The sequence below is a fragment of the Chitinimonas koreensis genome (genome assembly GCF_014353015.1).
GTDB classification, from domain to species: Bacteria; Pseudomonadota; Gammaproteobacteria; order Burkholderiales; family Chitinimonadaceae; genus Chitinimonas; species Chitinimonas koreensis.
Genome location: NZ_CP060704.1, coordinates 2681694 through 2707890 on the forward strand (window position 1 = coordinate 2681694; position 26197 = coordinate 2707890).

Here is a 26197-nt window from a genome sequence, read left to right on the forward strand (position 1 = left end):
AGGATCAGCGGCACGCCCGGCGGCGTGTAGCTCGCCACTGTCTGGATCCGGCCGAAGCGGGCCTCGGCTGCCGGCCGTCGTAGCGCGCCGGCGTCAGCTCGGCGATTTGCGTACCGAACCCACTGCCGTTGCCATAGGCGTAATTGCGGTCGATCGGCAACTGGATCGGGTTATTCACGCCCAGGATCTTCAAGGCCTCGGCCGTTTCGGGCTTGTTGGCGTTGATGGCCGCCTGCACCAGCTTGGCCGCATTCCAGGTCAGCAGCGAGTAGGTCATCGGCGCTTCCGGGTCGTAGTTCTCCCAGTAGTTCCACACGCTCGCGTACAGCGTGCCGTCGTTGCCCAGCGTCAGCTTGTCGAAGGCGCTGCCCGCCATCGGCGTGGTCGCGCCGAGGTAGACCGCCGGCTTGCCGTTCTGCGCGAACGGGTTCTTCACCACGCCGATCTTGCCGCCGATCTGCACTTCCGGCAGCGAGCCGTCCTGCGGCGCCAGCGGGTCGTTGCGCCACAGGTTGTAGTCGGCCACCAGCGCATATTGCTCGCCCTGGTACTCGACCACGATGCTGCCGGCGGCACTGAGGATGTCCTGGTGGTAGGCCTTGAGCCGCGCCTGGTCGGTCGACACCGGGTTCGCGCCCAGCGAAGTGGTGGCGGCGCTGAGCCGGCTGTTGCCGTCGATCTGCCCGGTTTCGTCGGTGTACAGCGTGACGAAGGCCAGGCCGCGGTCGCGGTCGTCGCCATTGCTGAGGATGAACTGGCCGGTCTTGGGACCGCTGGCGACGTAGGTCGGGTGCTTGCCCAGGCCGGGCCTGTCGAAGTCCTCCGCGTGCAGCCGCACTGCGGCGCCGGCGGCCAAGGTGCCTGTGTCGTCAGCGATCTGGTTCAGGTCGAGCACCCACATCTCGTTCGAGGGCGTGGTGTAGGCCAGGTAGCTGCCGGCGTTGACGGCCAGGCTGCGGCAGCCGCCGATGCGGTCGCTGTCGGGCAGGTTGATCATCTGCCGGGTACGGAGGTAGCCGCCTCCGGTCGGGTCGATATCGATGCGCATCAGTCCTCCTGGACCAGTCCGGTCTTGTGTGAGGCCGATATACAGCCAGTCGCCGTCGGAAGCCAGACTATTGATCTTGCCGCCCTGGTAGCCATCGACCACCACGGTGTAGACCACCGTGCGCATCAGCGTGTCGACCACGTAGACCTGGCGGTCGCGGCCGGCCACGAAGGCCAGCGTGCCGTCGGCGCTGTAGGTGATGGTCTGGCGGGCGTTCTGCGCCAATGCCAGCGGCTGGCCGCGCTCGTCGCTGCGCAGCGCGACCTGCAGCGCGATGGGGGCGCTGTTGTCGGCCGTGGGCTGGCCGGTGGGCTGGAACAGGTAGATCGTGTCTTCGGTGGTCATCAGCGTCGACGGGCTGCCGCCGATCCAGGCTTGCACCGGTTGGCTGTCGAGCGCATAGCCTTCGTTCTTGCGGCCGTTGCCGTCGTAGGCGATGGCGGCGCGTTCGAGCATCAGCACGTGCTGCGACAGGGCAATGTCGGCATCGACCTGGAAGCGCACCACCTGCTCGCCGCCGATCGTGCTGACTTCGACCGGCATCGAGGTCCAGGTCAGGCCGCGTTCCGAGTGCAGGTCGCCTTGCAGCTCGTGGCCGAGCTGGTTGCCGCGCGGCTGGATCACCACGCGGACGTAGAAATCCTTGGCGCTCTTGCCTGAAGGCAGGAAATTGCTGCCGCGCAGCGTGACGGTGTGCGTCTGCGGATCGAAGCTGTAGCTGCGGATCTGTGGCGTGTTGGCGCTGACGGTGGCGGCCGGCGGAATCGGGATCGATGCGGTCGGGTTGACCAGGTCCGCCCCTGGCACATTCACCCGGTAAGCGCCCGCGATGCTGTACTGCACGGCGGTCCAGATCGATCCGATGGCCGTCAGCAAGGCTGTCGCGGCGCCGTTGATACCGGCGATCGAGGTAGCCATCGCCACGTTGGCGGCCTCGGAATACAGGGCATCCCAGTCCAGCACCTTGCCTTGCAACTTGAGGTCGCCGGTCGCGGGGTCGTAGTTGCGTACCGAAGTGACCACCATGTCGCCGCCCAGCTTCACGCCCGGATAGGGCGGCGAGGCCGTGCGGGCGACGCCGTCGTCGCCGATGTAGCCGTTGTCCACCAGCCACCAGGTCTTGCGTTCGTTGCCGGCTTCGTCGGTGATGGTGCCTTCGCGCCAGAACAGCACTTCGGTACCGGCCGGCAGCATGGTGCCGACCCGTATCGCCAGGCTCATCGGGCTGCTGGCCTCGGCATTGCCGATGTCGACACGGAAGGCGCCGAGCGTATCCAGCACTTCGGGTATGGGCAGTGGCTGAGTCAGGCCGGCCGGATCGAGCGCGGCGATCGAAGCGACGACGTCGGCGCCAAGCGTTCCGGCGCCGATGGTCAACGTATTGCCTTGCGCATCCTGGACCGCCCCGCCCTGATTGGCGTGGATCAGCACAGGCCCCATTTCCGCTTCTCGGACCGTCAGCGTCACCTTGCCTTGCCGGCTGCCGTTGATCACGGTGATGGTCGCCTTGCCCGGTGCCAGCGCCTTCACCAGGCCGTCGGCCGTGATGGTGGCTATGCGCGGATCGCTGATGTAGTAGCGGGTGCCGTCGGCCGCCTTGCCGATGTCCTGCCCCAGCGCCTGCAAGGCGAAGGTGTGGACATCGATCTGGCGCTGTCCGCTGCCCGCCGCCAGGCTGAAGCTCGGCGGATACAGGTCCAGCTCGTTGCCGTGCATGTCGACCGGGACCGGATCGTCCGGCCCGCCCACGGTCACCACCTCGTACACCGTGATGCCCTTGGCCGTGATGGTCAGCAGCGCCGTGCCCTGGCCGACCGCACGGATCAGGCCGTCCGCCTCGACCTGCAGCACGCCCGGATTGCTCGAGCCGTAGTGCAGGTAGCCGCTGTCGAGCACGATGCCGGCCTCGTCGGTGAAGTCGCCGCGCAGGCGCAGGATGCGCGTCTCGCCCGGCTCCATCCGGGTCGTCCGGTCGAGCGAGAGATCCTGTAAGGCTGCGCCGCTCACGTTCACCTTCAGCTCGATCGGCGCACCGGCCGCGAAGCCGTCGTCGGCCTGCAGCCGGACCGCCGCCTCGCCCACGTAGCCCGCCTCGGGCACGAAGATCACCGACTGGCCGTCGGCGCTCAGCCGCGCCGCACCGTGCGTCGCACCGAGCACGCGCCAGAACACCGTGTCGCCTTCCAGATCCTGCGCGATGCCCGCCAGCGCAGCCTGCAGCGCCAGGTCGGCATGCGTCCTGGCCGTGCCGGCCGCCAGTTCGACCGGCGCCTGGTTGGCGCGCCAGCCGTAGTTGGCGTACAGGATCTGCCGATCGGCGGACGCAATGACCCCATCCCCGTCGAGGTCCGCCGGCAGGCGGCCCTCCAGCCGGGCCTGCTCGAAGGCGGCGCCGTCCTGGCCGTCGATCTTGCCGTCGCGGTTCAGGTCGCCCGCCAGCGTCACTTCGACGCGTGCCGCGCCGCTGCCGGTGAGGCGCAAGAGCTTCAGGCCCGCTTCGGTGATGCGCAGCAGCACCGTGCGCTTGCCGTCCACCGTCGCCGTGCCCAGCACGGTCGCGCCGGTGGCTTCCAGCGCCACGTCGGCGCCTTCCAGCGTCACCGCCACGATCACCGCACCCTGCGCGCCCGGCGTCTTCACCGTCGACGCCAGTTCGCTCTCGCGCACCGCGAAGGCCACCGTCGTCGCCTGGCCGGCCGCCAGCGTGCCTTGCCAGGCGCTGTTGGACTGCCAGTTCACCGCGGCGCCGAGGTTGGCCGTGATCGTGTCGGTCAGCAGCCGGCCGTCCTGGCCATAGCCGTACGGCGTGCCGGCGTCGTTGCCGTTGAGCGCACGCACCAGCGTCAGCCGGTCCTGCGCGTCGTAGCGGTAGGCGAAGGTCGTGGCCGCGCCCCCCTTCACCGTGCCGCTCACGCGCTCGATGCGGCCCTGCGCGTCGCGCACGAAGTCCACCCGCGCCGCGCCGCCCGCCAGCGCGAGGCCGGCGTCGCTCGCCAGCCACTGCACGCCGTCGGCGAAGCGCACCGCCGTCACCTGCCCTTGCAGGTCGAGGTCGTAGCGCGTGCCGTCGGCCGCGGTCAGCACGTAGCGCGTCGGCTGCCACGGCAGGCCGGTCACCTGGTCGTACAGGCGCTGGCCCTGGCGCGTCAGCGCCTGCGGCTGGCCGTCGCGCTCGTCGCCGATCGCCTGCAGCGTCCAGCCCTGGTCGCTGTTGAAGACCGGCCGGTAGACCGTCGGCGCGGCCGCCTCGCTGCCCAGCCGCTCGGCCACCGTGCCGAGCGTGAAGCGCAGCGCGCTCGCGCCGGCCGTGCCGGCCAGGTTCGGTGCGGTCAGCCAGACGCGGGCACCGTCGAGCCACGGCGCCAGGGCGCCGCTGGCGGTGGTGCCCAGCTGGTCGGTGGTCAGGCCGGTGGCCAGGCCGCCCAGGCCCCAGTTGCCGAAGCCGGTTCCGCCGGCGCCGATCTCGCGCCACAGCGCGAAGTCGTGGCCGCCGAGGTCGAACACGGCGTCGGCGGCGCGTGGGCCCGCCGGCGCCTTGGCGCTGCTGTCGATCACCACCCGCGCGGCGATCTCGCCGGTCCGGCCGGCCAGGTCCCAGGCGCGCAGGCGCAGCTGGTAGACGCCATTGGCCAGCACGGCCGGGTCGAGCGTCGCCAGGTCAAGCCGCAGGTCGCTGTCGATGGCAGCGCGCGTGTCGCTCGCCAGCGTCCGCCAGGCGTCGCTGCCGGCCGGCGCCAGTTCGAGCACGTAGCCCATCAGCTGCTTGTCCTGCAGCAGCGCCTGCAAGGTCAGCGCCGTCTGCACCGTCACCGGTTCGGTCGCGAGGTGGGCGCCGAGCAGCGCGCCCTGCCAGGCCAGCACCGGCGCCGAGGCGTCGGCCGGGTCCTTGACCCGCACCGTCTGCACCAGGCTGCCCGTGAAGCCGTCCTGGTCCAGCGCCCGCACCCGGATCTCGATCAGGCCCGGTGCGGTCGGGTTCAGCCGGATGCGGCCGGCGGCGTCGATCGCCACCGTCTGCCAGTCGGCCTGGCCCAGGCCGGCGCCGCGTACCTCGACGGTCAGTTGGGCGATGCCGCCGAAGGCGTCGGCGCGCACCGTGGCCAGGACCGCCTGGCCCGGCAGCACCGGGGTCGACGGCGTGGTCTCGACCAGGATGCGCGGCGTGTTGGCGGCCGCTTCGGCCACCGCGCGCAGGGTGAAGGTGCTGCGCGTGGTCGCGCGGCCGTCGTTCACGATCGCGGTCACCACGAAGTCGCCGACCTGGCCCGGGCCGGGCGTCCATACCAGGCGGCCGGTGGCGGCGTCGTAGCGGGCGCCTTCCGGCAGGTTGGCGAAGGACACCGTCAGCGCGGCGGTCTGGGCCGCGCCGTCCGCGTCGCGCGCCACGATGGCCGCGCCGTTGGCCTGGCCGCCGTGCTGCACCGGCAGGCTCAGGGTCTGGCCGACCACCACCGCGTGGCTGCTTGCCTCGACGACCGGTGCGCGGTTGCGGTCGAACACCCGCACCTGCACCTTCTGCAGGCTGGTGGACTGGCCGTCGCTGACGCGGAAGGTCAGCTCGAAGGCGCGGCTGCTGGCCGTGGCGTTGTCCACCACGTCGGCGCCCGGCGTCCATTCGAAGTAGCCGCTGGCGGCGTCGAAGCTGAGGCCGGCCGGCGTGGTCTCGTCGTAGACCAGGCTCAGCTGCAGCGCATCGCCGTCGGCGTCGACGCCGCGCAGGTTGAAGCCCAGCGTCTCGCCTTCGTTCACCAGTTGCAGCGGCAGCGGCAGGATCTGCGGCGTGCGGTTGACGTTGGCCACGGTGATCTCGAAGTGGCGGATCACCGCGGCTGCGCCGTCGGTCGCCCCGACCGAGAAGCGCCAGACACCGGCGCCACCGCCGCCGTCGGTCTGGGCAGCGGTCAGGTCAGGCGTCCAGCGCAGCACGGCGCGATTGCCGTTGCCGGCGCTCGGCACCTCGAACAGCATGCCGCGCGGCAGGCCGAGCACCTGCCAGTCGAGCAGGTCGGCGTCGCCGTCGCGGCCGAACAGGTCGAGCGTCAGCGGCACGCCTTCGGTGGCGTTCAGCCGGATCCGCTCGGCGGAATCGGCCACCGCCTGGCCGTTGGCCTGCACGCCCAGCCATTCGGGCGCGGCGTTGGCGGCGCGCACCACCACGCGGACGGTGTGCTTGACCACATTGGGCACCGGATTGGCCGGGTTGGTCTGGTTGCCGCCCTGCGGCGGCAGGCCGCTGTCGGTCACCACGATCTCGATGTCGCGGCTGCCGATGTCGTCGGCGGTCGGCGTCCAGCTCAGCACCGCCTGGCCGTACTGGGTCGCCGGCGTCAGGCTGGCGCCGATCGGCAGGCCGTTGGCGGTGAAGGTCAGCGCGTCCTGGTCCAGGTCGCGCACCAGGATCGGCAGCGTCAGCGCCTGGCCGACCACCGCCACCATCTGCTGCGGCAGCGTGAACACCGGCGCTTCGGACGGGCTGCGTACCGTCAGCACGAAGCTCTTGCTCTGCGACTGCACCTGGTTGACGTCGCCATCGCCATCGTCGGTGGCGGTCACCGTGACCAGGTAGTCGCCGCGCATCTGCGCGCCCGGCGCGAAACGGATCGTGCCGCCGGTGGCGGTCTGCACGTAGCTGGCGAACGACGGCAGGCCCGACAGCGTGATCTGCAGCGGGTTGCCGTCGGCATCGCTGGCGACGAAGGGCACTTCGAGCACGCCGCCGACGTCGACGAAGGCGTTGGCGATGTCGCCGATCGCCGGCGCGCGGTTGGCGTTGCTGACCTCGATCGGCATCACCAGCTGGCTGATCGCCGGCGTGCCGGTGCCGTCGCCGTCGTCGGTGGCGGTCACCGTCACCACGTAGCGGCCGGCCTGGGCGTAGCCCGGGGTCCAGACGATTTCCATCGTCTCGGCGTCGAACACCGCGCCCGGCGGCAGGCCGTCGACGCGATAGCTCACCGTCGGCGCGGTGGTTTCCGGTCCGATCGCCTGGCTACCGGCATCGAGGCGGATCTTGGGCTCGAAATTGGGGTTGTCCGGATCGAAGGCGAACACGCTGACGCGCAGCGGCTGGCCTTCGAGGATGCGCCAGGCGTCCATCGGGTCGAACACCGGCGCGCCGTTGGCGTTGAGCACATTGAAGTCGATGTCGCGGCTCACCGTCACCTCGACCGGTTCGGCGCCCGGCTTGCGATAGGTGGCGGTCAGGCTGATCGGCAGCTTGACGTTGCCGTGCTGGTTGAAGCCCGGCGTCCATTCGAACCAGCCGGTCTCGCTGTTCAGCGTGGCGCCGGCCGGCAGCCACGGTGCGCTGTAGCTGAGGCTGATGGTGGTGCCGTCGGCCTGGACCAGGCCGCCCGGCATGCTGCCGGCCAGTTGCAGGCCGTAGCGCTCGCCTTCGCGCAGCGTCTGTACGCCCAGCGGCGGCAGTACCGGCTTGGCATAGCCCTGCAGCACGGTGACCTTGAAGCGTTGCTCGGAAACGGCCTTGCCGTCGCCGACGATCAGCGTGATGTCGTCGTAGACGCCGGCCTGGTCGTAGCCCGGGGTCCAGGTCAGCAGGCCGCTGGCGGCATCGAAGCTGGCGCCGGCCGGCAGGTTGCGGACGGTGACGGTGAGGCGGTCGCCGTCGGCGTCGGTCGCGGTCAGCGGCAGCGACAGCGCCTCGCCTTCCTTCAGCTCGATGTCGCCGATCGCGTCGACCACCGGGGCGTGGTTGCCGCCGGCCACCGCCAGCGTGAAGCGCTTGAGCGCCACGCCGCCGCGGCTGTCCTGCACGCGGACCACGATCTCGGTGTCGGCCGCGTCGCGGGCGGTCGGGGTCCAGTTCAGCACAGCGGTCTGGCGGTAGCCGGTCTCGGTCGTCTCCACCGCGCCCGACGCGGTCAGCGTCAGGCCGGCCGGCGCCTGCACCAGTTGCCAGTAGAACAGCGTGCCGTCCTCGTCGTCGGCCGCCAGCGTGGCGGTCCAGGCCTGGCCGGCCTGGGCCGGCGGCAGGGTTTCGAGCAGGGTGCCGTCGTCGCCGCTGCCGTCCCACACCGCGTAGAGCGCATCGAGTTCGGCCACCGGCAAGTCGGCCGGCAGGCCCAGCAGCGCCAGCATCGCGGCTTCGTCTTCGGCGCTGCTGAAGTCGGTCTGCGCCAGCCGCTCGGCCAGCGCTGCCGCATCGGCGAGCTGCATGCGAGACAGCAGTGCCGCCAGCGCGACGGGTTCGGCCACCGGCGCCGCGCCGAGCGCGCCCAGCATGGGCGGCAGATTGGCCTGCGGCAGTGCGTAGACGCCGTGGCCCAGGGTCGCGCGCGCCAAGCCGCCAAGGCGATCGGCCGGGACCAGGGTCACCGTCCGATTGGCCGACGTGGCGCCCGCCGCCAACGAGCCGCCCAGCTCCAGCAGCCACAGGCCGTCTTCGCCGTTCAGCGCCTCGGCGATGCCGCCGCCGAAGTAGTGGCCCGGATCGAGCAGCAGCGTAATCGGACCGTCGAAGTCGTCGCTGCCGGTGTTGGTGATGCTGACGTCGTAGCTGACCGTGCCGGTGGCGCGGTCGGCACGGGTGTCAGCGAAGTCGATCCGCAGCTGGCTGCTGAAGTCCAGCAGCGCGGTGAAGCTGCTGGTGTAGCCGCTGGCGATCTTCACCTCGGTCGCGCTCTGCAGGCTGGCCGCGATGTCGAGCCGGTAGGCGCCAGCCATCAAGCCGCTCACGTCGAGCCAGGCAGTCCGCGTCGCAGCATCCCAACGCACCGATTGCGGCTGCACGCCGGCAGCGCTATCGCCGTCCTCGCTGTCGCCCAGCAGGGTCAGTACGAAATTGGCGGGATCGAGCACGCTGCTCGTACCGTCGCCCTGCCACATCTCCTGGTCGAACTGCACGCCGATCTGGTTCAGCGGCAGCGGCAGCAGCGCGCCGTCCGGCACGCTGACCGCGGTGACCTTCGGCGCGCGCGCCAGGGCGATCTCGTCGACGTGGCCGGTCTGCGCCACCAATACCCGGCCGTCGGCCGTGGCGACCACCGTCTGGCCCTGAGTGCCGCCGCTCGCCAGCTGCAGTACGCGCCGGCTCTGCAGTTCGATCATCCACACCGCACCGGTGTGCGGCGTGACCGTATCGGCCGCCGTCACCGGCCGCTGCCGCAGCCCGCTGCTGGCCAGCATCAGGCCGTCCAGCGCCGTACCGGCGCGGCCGAAGGCGATGCCTTCGATCACCCCGGCCAGGCGGTATTCCAGCTCGGCACGGCCCTTGTAGCGGCCGCTGGACGGGAAGCTGACGATGTCGGTGGTCGCGTCCGGCTGGGCGGCGGCGATGTCGCTGCCGGTCCAGCGGATGGCCCACAGCCGGCCGTCCGGGCCGAACGCCAGGTCGCGCACCCGCTGGTTGCTGAAGTGGCTCCACGCCTTGGCCGCATCGGCCTCGTTCGGCCGGAACACCTCGATGCCGTTGCCCGAGGCGACGTAGATGTCGCCGTTGGCGTCGATCGCCAGCGCATGGGTCAGCGGGTCCTGGCCCGGGCCATTGAGACGGCGCAGGATGGCGCCGCTCTGGGCGTCGACCTGCAGCAGTTCGCCGCCGGTCATCACCCACAGCTGGCCGACCGCGTCGACCGCCATGTCGACGATCGGCGCGTCGAGCACGAACAGCGGCGCGACGCCGTGGCCGCCTTCCTTGCCGTACTTGAACACCTCGTTGCGCAGGCTGCCGGCGCTGACCAGCACGCTGCCGTCGGCCAGTTCGACCAGCGCCTGGGCGCCGAGGTCGGCGGTGCTGGCCGCGAAGCCGTCGGCGAAGCCGCGCACGGTGAACGGCGCCAGCACGCTGCCGAGATCGCCGCGGTTGACCGTGGCCACCTGGCCCGGCAACTGCTGGCCGGCCTGGGTGAACAAGTCGTTGCCGGCGTAGTTGCGGTCGGCCGGCGCCTGCGGCAGCTCGGCCGTCTGGTTCACCGTCTCGTTGACGCCGAGGCCGTCGAGCACCGCCTGGCGGCCGCCGTCGTCCGGCAGCACCGCGTTGGCGACCGAGGCCGCCTCGCGGTTGCCGGCCACGTCGGTGGCCACCGCCAGGAATTCGTAGTGCTTGCCGGCCTCGCCGGTGAATACCGCCTGGGTCTGCTCGGGGCCGACCTGGCGCAGCCAGATGCGGAAGTCGCCACCGTTCTCGGCGACGTAGACCGTCACCGACTTGATGCCGCTCTGGTCGTCGCGCGCGTTCCAATGCACGTCGAAGCCGGGCCGGCCCAGGGCGTCGTCGCCCAGGGCGGTGGCGGCCAGCACAGTCTGCGGCGCGGCGGTGTCGAGTACGTGGCTGACCTCCGCGCTGTCGACCGGCGGCGCCGCGTCGATCAGGATGCGGGCGCGGGCCGTCACCGTGCGGCCGGAGACGGCGCCGTCGGCCGCCATCACGGTGTAGGCGACGAAGCCGCGCTGCTGCTGCGGATTGTCGGCCGACGGCGCGAGCAGGCCGCGGCTGCCGTCGCGCAGCACTTCGCCGGTGTCGGGGTCGATCGCCTGCAACAGCCAGGTGGCGGTGCGGCTGGCGACGTCGATGCCGGCGCTGACGCGCAGGATGTAGCCCCTGGCGCTGAAGTCGAAATCGGCCTGGAAGTTGGCGCGGTCGGCCGGCACGTGGATGTTGATGTCGCCGAGCTTGAGATCGCCCAGCCGCAGCGTGCGCGCGTCGAAGCCGGCGTCGAGTTCGCTGACGATGCGCAGCTGGCCCACCGGCTGCTGGCTCGGGTTGCCGAAGCTCACCGTGTAAGGCAGCGGCGTGCCGGCCGGCAGGTAGCGCTGGCCGTCGGCCGCCGGCAGCCCCTGCGGGCCGCGTACGGCGACGGTAGAGGCGGCGTCCTGCTGGGCCGTCTGCTGCAGGTATTGCGCCAGGTTCAGCGCCTGCGGGCCGACCGGATTGAAATCCGCATCCAGCACGCCGATGTAACGGAGGTATTCGAGCTCGGCCTGGCTGCCGGCGAATACGTCGAAATCGAGGAAGTGGGTCTTCTGGGTCGCGTTGCGGTCATGGGCGGCCGGGTCGGCGTGGGCCGGCACCGGCACCTCGGCCTGGTAGCCCTGGCTGTCGGTGCGGGTCTCGATGTACTCGACCGGTGCCTTGGCGGCATCCGGATCGCCGGCGTAGCGCGCCGTGTCGCCGTACCACTTCTGCACCTGCTCGAAGAAGCCCTTCAGGTCGGCCTGGGTGCGGTAGCTGTCGCCGCCGCGCGCCAGCAGGATGCCGCTGGCCAGCGTGGCATTGAGGCTCACCACCTTGGCGTCCTCCCGGATCGGCGGCGCTTCGTCGAGCGGCCGCAGCATCCCGGCCGCTTCCAGCGCGGCCAGCCAGCCCTCGGCCCATTGCGCCGCGTCGGTCGCCAGCACCCGCAGCGCCACCGGCGCGGCGGCATCGGCCAGGATGGCGGTGCGCAGCTTGCCGGCGTAGGCGCGCTGCTCGGCCACGAATTCGGCGCGGGTCAGCGGGGCCGCCGCGGCCACCAGGTTGAAGCGGAAGGCCAGCGCCACCGCCTCCTGCTTGCTGAAATGGATCTCCGGATCACGCGAGCGGAACTTGTCGGCCAGGCCTTCGACGATGCGGTCCAGATCCTGCGGGCCGCCGTCCAGCAGGCCCTGCGCCTGCCACTCGGGATGGGTCCGGTAGAGCTTGTCGCGCAGGCCTTCGAAGTCGTAGGCCAGCCATTCCTTCAGCCCCGGGTAGGTCTGCAGGTCGAAGCTCATGCCGACGAAGCCGCCGGCACCGAGGTCGAAGGCGTAGCCGGGCGCGAGGTTGAAGCCTGCCGTGTTCTGAGTACCGTCGAGCGAAGCCCATGGGATGTCGGGCCGTGCCGTGCCATCGGTCGGCGTGGCACCGTAGCCCTGGGTGTTGCCGGCCGCATCGACGATACGGCCATCCGGCCGGCCGCCGACGTTGCTGCCGAACAGCAGGTAGGGCAAGGGCAAGCCTTCGAGCAGGTATTCGTTGCGGCCCATCTCGGGCATGCCGAAATCGAAGCGCACATAGGGCGTGTCGACGTTGGTCAGGCTCTGCAGCGACACGCTGTAAGTGCCGCCCTCGCCCGGCGCCAGGTTGCGCGGGCCGCCGACGCCGATGGTGACGTCGGCTTCGATGCCGCGCTCGACCAGGTACTGGTTGGCCGCTACCACGCGCTCGCCGTCGGGGTTCACCACGCTGAGGTCGTACAGCCCCAGCGGCACATCGCGCAGGTCGAACACCGCGCGGATGTGCGTGGCGTCCAGCACTTGCCAGCGCGCCGGCTCGACCTCGTACACGCCGGGCCGCGACAGCTTGACCAGCGCGCCCGCCTTGAAGCGGGCCCCGTAGAGATCGACCGTGACCCAGCGGTGGTCGTCGTCGCCGACGCCGCCCTGATCGGGCGTGACGCGGGTGATCGACAGTGGCAAGAGGTCGGCCCGCAGCGTGGCCGGCACGTTGGTTCCGCCCTGCTTGGCGCGCACCAGCACGTAGTAGTCGCCTGCCTTGGTGCTCGGCACCAACAGCTGCTGGTCGGGCGACAGCGGATTGTCGTAGGCGACGTCGAAGGCGTAGCCGGTCGGCACGTCGCCGTAGCGCACGTAGACCTCGTTGGCCCCCTCGTTGACGCTCGAATCGAGCTTGATCCGCAGCGTCTCGCCGGCCGCCACGCTGATCTTGTACAGCCGCGTCTCGCCGGCGCTGAGCGTGATCGGCAGCGGGCTGGCCACCGCCAGCTGCGGCACCGTCACCGCCAGGCTGTCGCCCGAGGCGGTGCGGTTGTTGGCTTCGCCCGGCGGCAGGTTCAGGCCGTTGGCGGTGTAGCTGATCTTGCCCTCGAACACCTCGTTGTAGAGGTCGGGCCGGACGATGATGCGCCAGTTGCCGTCCTTCAGCGGCGGCAGCTTGGCCTTGAGGCTGCCGCTGTAGGCCGCGCCGGCGGCCAGGCCGCCGGCGTGGTCGACCCGGCCCAGCAGGATGTCGCCGAGGTCCCAGGCGTTGTCGCTCGACAGGTAGATCGCGTCGGTCCAGCCGCCGTAGGCCGGGTTGGTCGAGTCGTTGACGATCGTGTAGCCGATCTCGACCTCGCTGCCGACCGTGCCGCTGGCCGGCACGCTGACGGTGTTGACCTTGAGGTCGGCCGGCGGCGGGGTGTCGACCACGATCGGCTGCTCGGCCGCCAGCGCGTTGTTCTGTTCGCGGCCGAACTCGCGCACCTCGCCATCGCGATCCCAGCTGCGAGCCGGATCGGTGATCACAAAGACGTAGTAGCTGCCCTCGAGGTCGCGCGGCGATGTCACGGCGAGGCTGCCGCTGTAGCTCTGGCCGGCCGCCAGGCCGCCATCGTACGCCACGTAGCCGAGGTAGCGGTCCTGGTTCAGATCGAGGAAGCGGTCCTTGGACAGATAGACCAAGTCGTTCCACCGGCGCTGGTCGCTCGGCACGTCGCCGCCGGCGTTGGTCACCGTGTAGTCGACGGTGAAGCCCTGGCCGGCCAGCACGTGCTGCTGGCCCAGCGCGACCGCGCTGACCTGCAGGTCCGGCGGGGTGCGCAGGGTGATCGGCAAGGCGATCGAGGCAACGTTGTTGCCCTCGTCGCGGAACTCGAGCACGCCGCCGGCGCCACTGCCGGTCAACGCCGGCAGGCCCTCGCGGATATTGCCGGGCACCCGGTTCTGCAGTTCGCGGATCGTGTCGGTGTCGGCCTTGACGATGATGCGGAAGTCGCCGCTGATCGATTCGGGCAGCGCGAAGGTGGCGCTGGCGGTGTAGGACTCGCCCGGCTTGAGCGTCTTGGGCTGGCCGTTTTCGGTCAGCTGGACGCGCTGGACCCGAGCGGGCTGTCGACCAGCGCATAGTCGCCGCTGTCGAGCGAGGCGTCGCGCGACAGATAGACGCCGTCCTGCCAGCCGCTGGTACGCGTTTCGCGGGTGCCGCGGTTGGTCACCGTCCAGCTCACCGTGATCCGCTGGCCCGAGCCGGGGTTCGGATCGGACACGGTGATCGTGTCGATCTGCAGGTCCGGCTCGCGGTAGACCACCTCGAGCGTGCCGCGGCCGAGGTTGTTGCCGCCGTTGCTGCCTTCGAACACGCTGGAAGGGTAGAAATCGTCGCGCAAGTAGCTGTTGCTGCCGCCATTCAGGTACTCGCCCTTGGCACGGTACTCGCCCGGCTCGGCGTCGGTGATCACATAGAAGTAGCCCGTGCCCTCGATGCCGGCCGGCAGCCGCACCTTGGCCGAGGCGGTATAGCTGGCGCCGCTGGCCAGGCCGCCGGCGTTGCCATGCGACACCATGCCCACCAGCGTGGCACGGTTGGGGATGAACTGCGGGTCGCGGCTGAAGTAGACCGCGTCGTACCAGCTGCGGCTGCCGGCCCAGACGGCCGCGTCCTGGTTGACCACGGTCCAGCTGACCGTGGTCTCCTCGCCCGAATCGACGCGCGGCTCGGCGACCACGCCGGCCACCTGCAGGTCGGCCGCCCGCGTCGCGACCTGGGTCGCTGCGCTGCGCGCGTTGTTGTCCTCGACGCCCTCCTTCACCTGCCGGTCGGCATCGGTGCGCACCACCAGGTAACGGCCCTTGAGCGACGGCGCCAACTGCACCGTCTGCGCCACCGTGTAGCGCTCGCCCTGGCCCAGCGCGCGGGCCTGGCTGTAGCTGCCCAGCACCCACACTTCCTTGGCCTTGTCGAGGTCGGGGTCGTCGGCCAGGTAGACCGTGTCGGTCCACTGGCCTTCGAAGGCGTCGCCCTTGTTCTGCACCGTGTAGCTGAAGCTGTAGCTGCCACCCGCCTCCCCCACCGCCGGCGCGCCGACCTCGGTCACCGCCAGGTCCGGCGGCGTCGCGCCGAGGATGGCGATCGGCCGCGCCTTGTAGTTGTTGTTGTCGAGCTGGCCCGGATCGTCCGGGTTGAGGTTGCTGGCCAGCGTGTCCTCGAGGATCGTGTCGTAGGCGTCGCTCCACACCGTGAGGTAGTAGTTGCCCGACAGCACGCCGTCGGGGATGGTCACCTGGGCGGTGCCGAGGTAGTCGGCGCCGACCGCCAGGTGGCCGTCGTGGCGCACCGTGCCCAGCAGGATGTCGCCGGCCTGGCCCGGCCGGCGCTTGTCGCGCGCCAGCCAGATGGTGTCGGTCCAGCCGCTCACCGTGGCCGATTCGGCCCGGGTGGCCGCGCTGCCGCGGTTGCTCACCTGGTAGCGCACCTCGATGCTGGCGCCGTGCACCGCCTGGTCCGGCGCCACCACGTTGCCGGTCACCAGGTCGGCGAACGGCACCGGGTCGACGTAGAACTTCACCGCGCGGGCGTTGTTGCTCTCGCTCGGGTATTCGTCGACCGCGTTGCCGCCGTCGGCCACCACGATCAGGTAGGCCTCGCCGCGGTAGCGGATCGGGATGTCGACCAGCGCGGCCTCGTTGGCGTAGCTCTCGGTCGGCGCCAGCGCACCGCCGTTGTCGTACTGGCCGACCAAGAGGTCGTCGCCGCCGAGCGTGCCGTCGTGCGACAGGTAGACGCGATCCTTCCAGCGCCCGCCGGCTACCGCCGGGCCGCTGTTGGTCACGGTGTAGTGCAGGCCGATGCTGGTGCCGGCGGTGACGTGCTCGGCCGTCACCGTGGCGGCATCGATGCGCAGGTCGGGCCGCGCATCGAGGCTGACCGCTATGCCGGCGTCGGACAGCAGCTCGTCGTTGTTGCGCGCCGCGCCGTGCTCGTAGAGCTGGCCGCCGGCGTTGGTAATCACCTTGATGCGGTACAGGCCCTCGATCTTGGCCGGCAGCCGGACCTGCTCGGTGCGCTGGTAGCGCAGGCCGGGCTCCAGGCCGCGGTCATAGCTGAAGCTGCCCAGCGTCACCGCGGCGCCGCCGTTGCTCGGGATCAGCAGCACGGTGTCGGTCCAGATGCCTTCGGCCCGTGCCTCGCCCCGGTTGCTTACTTCCCAGCCGAGTTCGACCGTCACGCCTTCCTGTGCGGTCTGCGGCAGCGTGATCGTTTCGACCACCAGATCGGGCGACCTGGACAGCGTGACCGGGATCGCCAGGCTGTGGCCGACGTTGTTGTCGCCATAGACGAATTCGTACAGCCCGCCTTGGGTACCGGTGCGCACGTGGATGTAGAAGGTGCCTTCGATGCCCTCGGGCAAGGTGACGCCCAGGCTGCGCGCATAGCGGTCGCCGGCGGCCAGCTGGCCGATATGGCCGGCCCAACCGAGATCGGCCACCTTGTCGCTGCCGTCGGCGTTGCGGCTCAGCCAGACATAGTCGCTCCAGCTGCCGGCATTGGTGATGCCGATGCCGTCGTTGAGCACGCTCCAGTCGATGCGCAGCGAGCGGCCGCTGGCCGGCGTGCCGGCGATGGTCACCGCCTCGACCTGGAGGTCGGCGTAGGCGATCGGCATCACGTCGACCGCATGGCCGGCGTTCGCGGCGTTGTCGGCTTCGCCGCCGTGCTCGTAGACCTCGCCGCGGGCGTCGCTGACCACGAACAGCTGGTAGCGGCCCGAGGTGCCGGGCGGCAGCATGATGGTTTCGTTGCGGATGTACTGCTCGCCCGCCGCCAGCGCGCCATCGTGGCGGTATTCGCCGACCACGCGGTCGTCGCCGTTGCCCAGCACGCCGTCGGTCGACAGGATCACCCAGTCCGACCAGCCCGTCGTCTTGCCGATGCCGGTGCCCTGGTTCTTCACCGTCCAGCTCAGCGCCAGCGGCGCCGGGTCGGCGATGGTGCGCTCCGGCGCGGTCACTGCGCTCACCGCCAGATCGGCGTAGGGCGCCAGCTCGACCGCCAGCGCCTTGCCGGCGCGGTTGCCGTCACGTTCGCGCTCGTCGAGCGTTTGGCCGGCGTCGGCGATCACCACCAACTGGTACTCGCCGTCGCAGTCGAGCGGGATGTCGAACTCGGCGGCGGCGGCATAGGACGCGCCGGTATCGAGCGGGCCGGCGTGGCCGACCTCGGCCAGCTGGCGCATCTCGTTGCCGCAGACCAGGTAGACCCGGTCGATCCAGTTGCCCGGCGCGACGTTGCCGCGGTTCTCCACCGTCCACTCGAGGCGGACGCGGTCGCCCGAACGGACCATCGATGGTCCCTGCAGCGCGCCGATCGCCAGGTCGGGCTTGCTCACCCGCACCGGCTCGGCCGACACCGCCAGGTTGTCCTCCTCGCCACTGCGCTCGTAGACCATGTCGTCGCTGTCGACGCGCACCACCCAGCGATAGCCGTCGCCCTCGGCCAGCCAGCTCGGCAGCGCGAAGCTGGCACTGCGCTCGGCGCTGGCGCCGGCAGCCAGGCCGTCGGTGGCGAACACGTTGGCCAGCTCGTAAAGCCCGGCCGCGCCGTGGTCGATGTAGATGCGGTCGCGCCAGGCGCCGCCGGCCGCGGCGGCGCCGCGGTTGCTCACCGTGTAGCGCACGGTGGCAGCCTCGCCCGGCCGCAACAGGGTCGGGCCGGTCACGCCTGAGGCGACCAGGTCGGCCACCGGCGCCAGGCCGACGCGCAGCGTGGCGGTACTGGTGCCGAGATTGTTGCCGGTCTGCCCGCCTTCGGCCACGCCGCGGTTGGTGTTGGCGTCGACCAGCAGGTAGTAGTCGCCCTCGAGGTCGCGCGGCAGCGTCAGTGTGGCGCGCGCGGTATAGCTCGCGCCCGGCGCCAGCACGCCGGCATGGGTCACCGAGCCCGACAGTACGATGTCGTCGACGCTCGGCGTGCGGTCCTTCGACAAAATCACCCGGTCGTTCCACAGCGCCAGGTCGGTCGCGACGTTGCCCAGGTTGCTCACCGTCCAGCTTACCGCCACGTTCTCCCCGCTCAGCGCCTGGGCCGGCACCGTCACTTCGCCGACCGCCAGGTCGGCATAGGCGTCGCCGAGCTCAATCGCATGGGCGGCGCCGGCATTGTCGGCCCGGGTGTCGGGTTCGAGCACTGCGCCGCCGGCGTCGGTGCGCACGCCGAGGTAGTAACGCCCGGCCGGCCGCCAGGGCAGGACCACGGTGGCGCTCTGGACGTACTGCTGGCCGACCGCCAGCCCGCCTTCACGGCGGACCGTGCCGATCACCACGTCGTCGCTGTTGCCGATCACCGCGTCGGTGCTCAGCACGATCTGATCGTCCCAGCCGCCGGCGGCATCGCGCTGGCCGCGGTTGGCCACCGTCCAGCTCAGCGTGACCGGCAGCGTGCCCAAGCCGGCGGCGGGCGCCACCAGGTTCTCGATCCGCAGGTCGGCATAGGTCTGCGCCGCCGCCGTCGTCTCGATGGCGGCGGCGTTGTTGGCCTCTGCATCGTTGCTCAGGTTGGCTTCGAACAGCACGCCGCCGCTGGCGGCTTCGTCGGCGGTGACGACGATCTGCAGCGGACCGGTGCCGCGCAGGCCGTCCGGCAGGCGGAAGGCGTAGGCCCGGGCCCGGCTGCCGCCGGCCTCGAGCGGGCCGTTACCCGCTTGCGCCGGATCGTAGGGCAGTACGACGTCGACCAGCTTCTCGCCGGTGGCCCGGTTGATCACCACCACCCGGTCGCTCCAGCCGACCGGGACGGCGACGGCGCCGTCGTTGCGGACATCCCACAGGATGGCGAGCTGCTCGCCGGCAGTGGCCGTGCCCGGCGCCACCCGCAGGCCGGCGACCCGCAGGTCGGGCCCGACCGGTACGTTCCGCGTCAGCTGGTTATTGGATTCGCCGGTGCCCAGCTGGTTGAACTCCGCCAGCTCGCGGGCACTGTCGAGCATCAGCTTGAACTGGATGTCGCCGATCGCGTCGATCCCGTCCGGCCAGGCCAGGGTAGCCACCCGCTCGCGGCTGGCGCCAGGCTGCAGCGCCGCGTCGCCGGCCTCGGCCGAGACCTCGACGGTAGCGACCGAGATGACGGCACCAGTGCTGAGGTTGCGTACCTCCAGCCGCTCGCTCCAGCGCGGGTCGGCCGGCCGGCCGCCGATATTGGTGGTGGTCCAGCGGACCGTGAGCTGCTGACCCGGCGTCCAGGGCCCGGCCGGCTCGATGCGGAAGTTGCCGGCTTCGAGGTCCGGGAAGGGCAGGATCTCGCCGGAGCCGATATAGGGGCCGCTGTCGCTGCCGCCCGGCAGGCTGGCGGGAATTTCCTGCAGCGCCGGTTTGCGCGGATCCGGCGCGCTGCCGCCCGGCGCGGTTTGGGAGGCCAGCCGCGCGGCCACGCCGCCGGCGAAGCGCCAGACCTCGATATGGACCAGGCCGGCGGCGTCCTGCCAACTGCGGATCAGGTCGCTGCGGCCGGTCTTGCCGAAATCGGCCAGCACGATCTGCTGACCCGGCTGCTCGGCGCCGAGCACGGTATCGCCGGCCTGGGCATAGCTGCGGCCGTCCGCGCCGACCAGCCAGGCGGTCGCCACCGCCAGGCCTTCGGCGTTCGTCCACAGCTGCAGCAGGTCGCTGCCGCCGTCGCCATCCAGGTCGCCGGCGAAGAAGCGGTCCGAACCCTTGGGCGCCCCCAGCGCGGTGGTGCCCCAGTCGTCGGCATAGGCGTTGTCGCTGTTGCGGCCACCGTACAGCGTCAGTTGCAGCTGTCCCGCCGCGTCCTTCCAGACGCGCAGCACATCCAGGCGGCGATCGCCGTCGGCATTGCCGACCAGATAGGCGACGCTCTGGTTCCAGTTGCCCGCGGCCTGGTAGCTGACGCTCAACCGGCCGTCGGCCTGGCCGGCCATGAACTGGAACATCGCCGCATCAGGCCCGTAGGAGAGCGCCACGTTCGACGAGATGCGCAGGATGTCCTGCCTGCCGTCGCCATTGACGTCCAGGATACGAACCTGGGCTTCGCCGTATTGGCCGGACCAACCGGTCTGGCTCTTCCAGGCGAACTGGCGGCCGTCGCCCTGGTAGACCGAGAAGTAGGTGTTGCCGTCGTCGCCCCACGCTTCGACGACCAGGTCCGCCTTGCCGTCGCCGGTGGTATCGGCCAGGCGGTAACGGACATTGGGCGAGGGCTTGCCCAGGCTGGTGCTGCCCAGGACCGCGAAGCCGTTCTCGCTGCTCTTCCAGCCGATCGCCGCGGTGCTGCCGTCGGGCTGGCGGCCGATCTCCAGCAATTCGTCGCGGCCGTCGCCGTCCAGATCGCCGACAAGGTACTGGTTATTCGGCATCCACGGCCCGAGCGCCTGGACGGCGCCGAGCGCATAGCCGCCATCGGCAGCCAGCCATTGCCGGACGACCGTCCGGCCCAGTTCGCCGGCCGAGATCTCCAGCAGGTCGCGTCGGCCGTCGCCGTTGAAGTCGCAGTCGAGGAAACGGGTCTCCGGACGGCTGTCGATCCGGCCGTCGAACGAGGCGCCATCGCTGAACCAGACGCCGATCATGCGCCGGCCGTCCTCCTCCAGCCAGCTGGCGGCGATGTCGCTGCGGCCGTCGCCGTCGTGGTCGGCCACCACGTATTGCGCATCGTCGCGCCAGGCGCCCAGCACGCTGTCGCTGCCTTGCCGGTAGACCACGCCGTTGCCGCTGGCGGCCGCGCCGGCCAGCCAGACCGTCACCACCGCCTGGCCGTCGGTGTTCTTCCACAGTTGCAGCAGGTCGGTCCGACCGTCGCCGTCCACGTCGCCGGCGAAGAAGCGGTCCGACCCCTTGGGCGCACCCAGCGCCGTCGTGCCCCGCTCGTCGCAGTAGGCGTTGTCGCTGTTGCGGCCCGCCCACAGGGTCAGCTGCAACTGGCCCGACGCGTCCGTCCACACCCGCAGGATGTCCTGGCGGCGATCGCCGTTCGCGTTGCCGGTCAGGTATTCGACGTTCTGCGACCAGGCGCCGACCGTATTGTTGGTGACGGTCAGGCTGCCGTTGGCCTGCCCGGTCATCATGCCCAGCACCGCCGCATTGCTGGAGTTATTGGCCAGGCCCGCGGCGGCGAGGACGAGGTCCTGCCGGCCGTCGCCGTTCAGGTCCAGGATGCGGACCTGGACGTCGGGCGTCTCGCCGCCCCATTCGACGCTGCTCTTCCAGGTGAACTGGCTGCCATCGCCCTGGTAGACCGAGAAATAGGTGCTGCCGTTGCCCGACCACCACTGCATCACCAGGTCGGAGCGGCCATCGCCGGTGGTATCGGCCAGGTAATACCGCGCACTCGGTATCCGGTTGCCCAGGCTGGTGCTACCCACCGCCTCGAAGCCCGCTGCGCCGACTTTCCAGCTGTAGGCCATCACCGTGCCGTCCGGCTGGCGGCGCACCTCGACCAGGTCGCTGCGGCCGTCGCCGTCCAGGTCGCCGACCAGGTACTGGTTGGTCGGCAGCCACAGGCCCAGCTCCTGCACCGCGCCCAGCGCATAGCCGCCGGCCGTGGCCAGCCACTGCTTGGCCACCATCCGGCCCTGTTCGCCGGCCGATATTTCCAGCAAGTCACGCCGGCCGTCGCCGTTGAAATCGGCGTCGTAGAAACGGGTGTTGGGGCGACCGTCGTACTGGCCGTCGAACGACACGCCGTCGCTCAGCCATACGCCCACCATGCGCCGGCCGTCCTCCTCCAGCCAGCTGGCGGCGATGTCGCTGCGGCCGTCGCCGTCGTGGTCGGCCACCACGTATTGCGCATCGTCGCGCCAGGCGCCCAGCACGCTGTCGCTGCCTTGCCGGTAGACCACGCCGTTGCCGCTGGCGGCCGCGCCGGCCAGCCAGACCGTCACCACCGCCTGGCCGTCGGCGTTCTTCCACAGTTGCAGCAGGTCGGTCCGACCGTCGCCATCCACGTCGCCGACGAAGAAGCGGTCCGACCCCTTGGGCGCACCCAGCGCCGTCGTGCCCCGCTCGTCGCAGTAGGCGTTGTCGCTGTTGCGGCCCGCCCACAGGGTCAGCTGCAACTGGCCCGACGCGTCCGTCCACACCCGCAGGATGTCCTGGCGGCGATCGCCGTTCGCGTTGCCGGTCAGGTATTCGACGTTCTGCGACCAGGCGCCGACCGAGTTCGTCGCGATGGTCAGGCTGCCGTCGGCCTGCCCGGTCATCATGCCCAGCGCAGCGGTGCTTCCGCCCAGGCCGAGATCCCGCGCAGCGTAGACCAGGTCCTGCCGGCCATCGCCGTTCAGGTCCACGATGCGGACCTGGGCATTGGCGTATTCGCCGCCCCATTCGGTATTGCTCTTCCAGCCGAATTGCTGTCCGTCGTTCTGCCAGACCGAGAAACGGGTGTTGCCGTTGCCGGGCCAGGACTGCAGCACCAGGTCGGCCCGACCGTCGCCGGTGGTGTCGGCCAGGATGTAGCGCGTAGTGGCATTCTGCTTGCCCAGGCTGCTGCTGCCGGCGGCCTCGAAGCCGGCCGCGCCGGCCTTCCAGCGCTTGGCCGCCATGGTGCCGTCCGCCTGCCGGCGGATTTCCAGCAGCTCGTCGCGACCGTCGCTGTCCAGGTCGCCAGCCAGGTATCGGCTATCCGCCCGCCAGACGCCCAGTTCCGTTTCCTGGGCCAGCTGGAAGCCGGTGCCGGTCGCCATCCACTGCCGGGCGACGGCCTGACCGCCGCGATGCGCGATCTCGATCAGGTCGTGCCGGCCATCGGCGTCGAGATCGGTCTCGAGGTAGACGCTTTCGGCCCGCCAGTCGGGCGTGGTGGTGAAGCTTCGGCCATCGTTGTACCAGACAGTCAACGCGGTCTGGCCGGAGGCCTGCGCCCCGGCCTGGACCACGTCCAGGCGGCCGTCGCCGTCGGCGTCGATCAGGTGGTAGCTGTCCCCTTCGCGCCACTCGCCCAGTCCATGGTCGGCCACGGCGACGAAGCGGCGCTGCGTCGGATCGAAGCGCCAGACGCTCAGCACCGCCTGGCCCGCCTCGTTGCGCCAGACCTGGGCCAGGTCGTCGAGGCCGTCGCCGCTCAGGTCGCCGACCAGATACTTGCCGTCGGTCCGCAGCGGGCCGAGGTCGCTGATCACGCCCGAGCCCAGTTCGATCCAGCTGGAGCTCCAGACCGTCAGCCCCTGCCGGCTGCCGTCGTTCCACATCTCCAGCATCCAGTCCTGGCCGCCGCTGCCGAGCCTGGCCGACAGGTACTGACGCGGACCGTAGGTCCCTACGAATCCGAAGCCGCTGCTGTAGTAACCCGCCGCGCCGTCCCAGGCCCGGTTCTGGTAGCGGTATTCGTTGCCGTAGCGGTCGATGCGGACGATGTCGCGCTTGCCGTTGGCGTCGAGGTCGGCCAGCAGCGCAAAGCTTTCGTTGTTGCGCGGAGCGATGTCGCCGGGCTTGGCCGACTCGGCGAAGCCCGTGCCGTTCCAGCTCCAGACCCGTACCTGGGTATTGCCGTCGAGCCGGTCGCCCAGCATCGCCAGCTCGGCCGCACCAGTACCCGAGATGTCGCCTGCCAGGTATTGCGTGCTCGGCCGCCAAGTGCCCAGCACCGTCGCGGTCGTAGCCGCCAGACCGGCCGGCCCGCGCAGCCAGCCGGTCGCCACCGCCTGGCCCGCGCCGTCCCGGCCGATCACCACCAGGTCGCTGCGGCCGTCGCCGTCCAGGTCGGTCACCAGGTAGCGCTGGTCGGCGCGCCAGGCGCCCAGCACCGTCTCGGCCGCCACCGTGTAGCCGGCCTCGCCGGCCTGCCATTGCCGCGCCAGCGCGCTGCCGTCGGCCTGGTGGGCGATCTCCAGCAGGTCACGGCGGCCGTCGCCGTCGAAGTCCGCTTCCAGGAAGCGACTGTCCTTGCGCCATTGCGGCGACTGCACGAACTGCCGGCCATCGCCGTACCAGGCGGCGATCCGCGACACGTTGGACTCGTCCACCCAGGCCGCCACCAGATCGGCGCGGCCGTCACCGTTGCCGTCCAGCCACTGGTATTGCGCCGCTGCGTTCCAGTCGCCCAACTCGGTCTCGCCCAGAGCTTCGAACTTCATCGCGACCGCGTTGAAGCGCCAGGTGCTCAGCACGGCCCGGCCGTCCTCGCGCCGCCACAACTGGCCCAGCTCGTCGATGTCGTCGCCGTCCATGTCGCCGACCAGGTATTTGCCGTCGGTCCGCAGCGGGCCAAGGTCGCTGATCACGCCCGAGCCCAGTTCGATCCAGCTGGAGCTCCAGACCGTCAGCCCCTGCCGGCTGCCGTCGTTCCACATCTCCAGCATCCAGTCCTGGCCGCCGCTGCCGAGCCTGGCCGACAGGTACTGACGCGGACCGTAGGTCCCTACGAATCCGAAGCTGCTGCTGTAGTAGCCCGCCGCGCCGTCCCAGGCCCGGTTCTGGTAGCGGTATTCGTTGCCGTAGCGGTCGATGCGGACGATGTCGCGCTTGCCGTTGGCGTCGAGGTCGGCCAGCAGCGCAAAGCTTTCGTTGTTGCGCGGAGCGATGTCGCCGGGCTTGGCCGACTCGGCGAAGCCCGTGCCGTTCCAGCTCCAGACCCGTACCTGGGTATTGCCGTCGAGCCGGTCGCCCAGCATCGCCAGCTCGGCCGCACCAGTACCCGAGATGTCGCCTGCCAGGTATTGCGTGCTCGGCCGCCAAGTGCCCAGCACCGTCGCGGTCGTAGCCGCCAGACCGGCCGGCCCGCGCAGCCAGCCGGTCGCCACCGCCTGGCCCGCGCCGTCCCGGCCGATCACCACCAGGTCGCTGCGGCCGTCGCCGTCCAGGTCGGTCACCAGGTAGCGCTGGTCGGCGCGCCAGGCGCCCAGCACCGTCTCGGCCGCCACCGTGTAGCCGGCCTCGCCGGCCTGCCATTGCCGCGCCAGCGCGCTGCCGTCGGCCTGGTGGGCGATCTCCAGCAGGTCACGGCGGCCGTCGCCGTCGAAGTCCGCTTCCAGGAAGCGACTGTCCTTGCGCCATTGCGGCGACTGCACGAACTGCCGGCCATCGCCGTACCAGGCGGCGATCCGCGACACGTTGGACTCGTCCACCCAGGCCGCCACCAGATCGGCGCGGCCGTCACCGTTGCCGTCCAGCCACTGGTATTGCGCCGCTGCGTTCCAGTCGCCCAACTCGGTCTCGCCCAGAGCTTCGAACTTCATCGCGACCGCGTTGAAGCGCCAGGTGCTCAGCACGGCCCGGCCGTCCTCGCGCCGCCACACCTGGCCCAGCTCGTCGATGTCGTCGCCGTCCATGTCGCCGACCAGGTATTTGCCGTCGGTCCGCAGCGGGCCAAGGTCGCTGATCACGCCCGAGCCCAGTTCGATCCAGCTGGAGCTCCAGACCGTCAGCCCCTGCCGGCTGCCGTCGTTCCACATCTCCAGCATCCAGTCCTGGCCGCCGCTGCCGAGCCTGGCCGACAGGTACTGACGCGGACCGTAGGTCCCTACGAATCCGAAGCTGCTGCTGTAGTAGCCCGCCGCGCCGTCCCAGGCCCGGTTCTGGTAGCGGTATTCGTTGCCGTAGCGGTCGATGCGGACGATGTCGCGCTTGCCGTTGGCGTCGAGGTCGGCCAGCAGCGCAAAGCTTTCGTTGTTGCGCGGAGCGATGTCGCCGGGCTTGGCCGACTCGGCAAAACCCGTGCCGTTCCAGCTCCAGACCCGTACCTGGGTATTGCCGTCGAGCCGGTCCCGCAGTTCGACCAGCTCGGCGCCGCGATCGGCGGCCGTGTCGCCCAGCAGGTACTGGCTGTCCGCCCGCCAGCCGCCCAGCGTCAGGCCGGCGCCGGCCTCGAAGCGGTCTCCGGTCAGGCGGTAGACGGTCGCGACAGCATTGCCGGCCGCATCCTTGCGTACCTCGACCAGTTCGCTGCGGCCGTCGCCGTCGGTGTCGCCGGCCAGGTAGCGGCTGTCCGCGCTCCAGTCGCCCAGCACGGTCTCGACCCCCAACCGGTAGCCCGTTTGCGATGCCAGCCATTGCCGCGCCACCAGCTTGTCATCCAGCGTGCGGCCGACTTCCAGCAGGTCGTCGCCGCCGCCGTCGCCGAAGCGGGCCTTGAGGTACTGCGCATCGGCCGGCCGAACGGCCTGCGGCACCGCGCTCATCGGAGCGGCCAGCGGCGCGGTTTCGATCCCGAGCGCGGCGAACGAAGCGGTCGGGGCGCGCTCCTCGGCCGACAGGCTCAGCGTCGATCCGCCCACCGGCGGCAGCGAAGCATCGGGCAGCAGGTCGGCCGACAGCAGCACGCGCGGTTCGAGCGCTTCGAAGCGGATCGCAGGGGTATCCGCGCCGTGCGCCGCGGCGGATTGCGAAATCTGGCTGAAGGAGTTCTGGCTGTCGGTCGGCTTGTTCATGCTCATGCACCTCGTAATGGTTCCGACGGGCTAGCCGCCGATAGGGCTATATGAATGGATTCGAAGGACTGGATAAGCC

General features: G+C 70.7%; 2 protein-coding genes. Both read right to left on the reverse strand.

What is annotated here, in order from left to right; genetic code table 11:
* Positions 1-4: 4 nt before the first annotated feature.
* Positions 5-13681, reverse strand: a complete 13677-nt coding sequence (locus H9L41_RS11395) for a putative Ig domain-containing protein (protein WP_187523840.1) — start codon at positions 13679-13681, stop codon at positions 5-7.
* Between the two features lie 143 nt (positions 13682-13824).
* Entirely contained in the window at positions 13825-26118 is a 12294-nt protein-coding gene (locus tag H9L41_RS11400) for a CARDB domain-containing protein (protein ID WP_187523841.1), read from the reverse strand.
* Between the last annotated feature and the right edge of the window lie 79 nt (positions 26119-26197).

Coding starts and splice junctions, on each gene's coding strand:
- H9L41_RS11400 (WP_187523841.1), bottom strand. CDS start 26,118: ATGAACAAGCCGACCGACAGCCAGAACTCCTTCAGCCAGATTTCGCAA.